The organism is Rhodococcus sp. (in: high G+C Gram-positive bacteria) (assembly GCF_049286785.1).
GTDB lineage: Bacteria > Actinomycetota > Actinomycetes > Mycobacteriales > Mycobacteriaceae > Rhodococcus_F.
This window is the reverse complement of sequence record NZ_JBAQEO010000462.1, coordinates 1-2328: the sequence shown is the minus strand read 5'-3', so window position 1 is coordinate 2328 and position 2328 is coordinate 1. Positions and strand designations below refer to the sequence as shown.

The window sequence follows — 2328 nt, the reverse complement described above, 5'->3', positions numbered from 1 at the left end:
GGCTGTCGAGGCCGTCGGGAGACCCTCCACGCAACTGGGCGACGATGTCCTCGGCGCGGGCGGTCGCGGCGTCGTCCAGTGCCGACAGCAGAGAACTGTTCAGCACCATCACCAAACCCACCAGGCCGAACAGCAGCGCGACGGCCACGACCGCGGCGGCCGTCAGGGCGGACCGGATCGGTATGCCCCATAGGGAAGGTCGGACCCAGGTCGGCACGGGTGTCATACCGTCATCATTCCCGGCGGCGTCCCCACGCGGTCGAAACCGCTCTCAGCGTCACCACAGCGACCCGCACCGATACTCCTGGCGTGAGAGAAGCAGCAACACAGCTCGCCGCATCTGCCCTGGTTCTGCTCTTCGCCGGAGCCGCGGTGTTCGTTGCCGCCTCGGCGTGGATGTGGGTGCGCCGGGAACGTCGTGAGAACGAGCCTGCGTGGACGGTGACCGGGGTCCGGGCGGCGGCTCTGGTGGTCATGTTCGGCGCGCTCGCCTATCGGACGAAAGTCGCGGGCAGGGCCACCGGTGCGGATGAAGCGGTGTTGAACTGGCTGACCGATCATCGCACCGTGTGGCTGACCGGACCCGCCATCGCCGTCACCGACGCCGGGGGTACGGCCGGCATCCTGCTCGTCGTGGTCGTCGTCGGCGCGGTCCTGTCCAGGCGGGCGCGGTCGCTCGTGCCTGCGGTCGTCCTGATCGGCTCGGTCGTCGCCGCGGTATCGGCCTCGGCCCTTGTCAAGACTCTGGTCGAACGGGGACGTCCGCCCCTGGTGACACAGGTTCTGGCCGAAACCGACTATTCGTTTCCGTCCGGGCACGCCACCGGCGCGATGGCCGGGTTCGGCATGATCGCCGTCGCACTCGGATACGGTCTGCCGGCCGGGCGCCGGTGGGCCCTGCTGCTGGCTGCCGGTGTCCTGACGGTGCTGGTGGCCGCTACCCGCCTGTACCTCGGCGAGCACTGGCTCACTGACGTCGTCGGCGGCATCCTGCTCGGCGGCACCGTCGTCGTGGTCGGATCCTCTGTCTATGTCGCCCTGATGCCCCGGGTGCAGACAACCACCGAACACCGCGATTGCCTCCGCCGATCGGCTGGGGGTGACGGCATCACGACGGAATCTGCCGTGTGAATTCGACACTGGATTGACTGACTCTCCGCTCCACCACGCCGGAATGCAGTCGATGGGATCACTTCTCGTCGCGTCGTCGGAGACCGCCGGCGGCCCCGGCAAACACCGGTAGAGGGCTGACACCAAGACCGCGGCCGAACCGAGCAGACACAGGCAGGATGGCGCCGCCTGGACCGGACAATACGATCTCACGGACCACCCCGAATAACACCGCTGCCCCGGTAACCCCCATCCAGATTGGCAACGGGTACAGGATTATCCGCTCGGTTACACCGAAATGCACCCTCGGAAAGGCCAGAAGCACCGCACCGGCAAGTCCGGCCAGTGCACATGCCGTCGACCACAGCGCGGCCCATCGTCGATGGTTCCACAGCCCCCAGGCCAGCAACACGAGCACGATGTGCCGGGCAACGAACCCCGGCAGAACAGCCGCCAGATGGATCATCGGCCCGTGGTTCGTCGGAAACAATCCCGTCGCCGCGGTGCTCAATCCGGTGATCACGGTCAGCGCGACGACCCAAATATGCAACCGTCCGTGCGGAAGGTGTCCACGCAACAGCAGTGCACCGACAATCATCAGCAGTCCCATGGCGACGAAAGACAAATTCATGAGCGCATGCAGCGGCGAGCACGACATCGCGGTGCAGGTGGTGACACCGAGATCGCTGATCGAGTTGTGGACGAAGCTGTACGGGGTGGTCCACGCGCCGGCGCTCAGGACTTCGGCCATGACGTACCCGCAGGCGAGCGTCCACGCGAGTGCACCCACAGCCCTGCGCCGGTGGTGGGTCTTCATATTCGGCTTCCCTACGTCATTTGTCAGGAGCTGACGCGATGCGGTCTGTTCATGGCAGTCGCCCTCAGCGTTCACCCGAGCGGTTCGAGCGCTGCCCGAGTCGAGACCTCGACGTTATCAGAACGTTATCTTTCCGCGATCATCCCCGGTGCTCACTCCCCAAGAACGCAGAAACATGATCGTTGTGCATGAGCGCCAGAGCCATTTCGAGGCTGCCCATCGGTTGCGGGAGGTCTTGCCGTCCGGCCAGTCCTCAGCGTCTTCTCAGCGCAGCTGCGAAACAATGCACGCGTGTCTACCGTCAACGGCCTGCCCGTACATGCGCTACTCGTCCATTTCATCGTCGTATTAGCCCCCCTGACAGCCATTCTCGTCGTCTTGTGCAGTCTGTGGCCCGCGGC

Annotated in this window: 2 protein-coding genes and 1 pseudogene; 1 reads left to right on the top strand and 2 read right to left on the bottom strand. The window is 65.5% G+C overall.

Annotation, left to right across the window (positions count from 1 at the left end; translation table 11 throughout):
- A pseudogene (locus tag WAW17_RS16830) lies at positions 1-226 on the bottom strand (two-component sensor histidine kinase); the annotation flags it as partial.
- Between the two features lie 83 nt (positions 227-309).
- On the opposite strand from WAW17_RS16830, the gene WAW17_RS16825 reads away from it, so the two are divergent.
- Positions 310-1131: a phosphatase PAP2 family protein gene (locus WAW17_RS16825; RefSeq protein ID WP_422334088.1), complete on the top strand. Its 822-nt coding sequence runs from the start codon at positions 310-312 to the stop codon at positions 1129-1131.
- Between the two features lie 58 nt (positions 1132-1189).
- On the opposite strand, the gene WAW17_RS16820 is transcribed toward WAW17_RS16825, so the two are convergent.
- Entirely contained in the window at positions 1190-1927 is a 738-nt protein-coding gene (locus tag WAW17_RS16820) for a DUF998 domain-containing protein (protein WP_422334087.1), read from the bottom strand.
- Between the last annotated feature and the right edge of the window lie 401 nt (positions 1928-2328).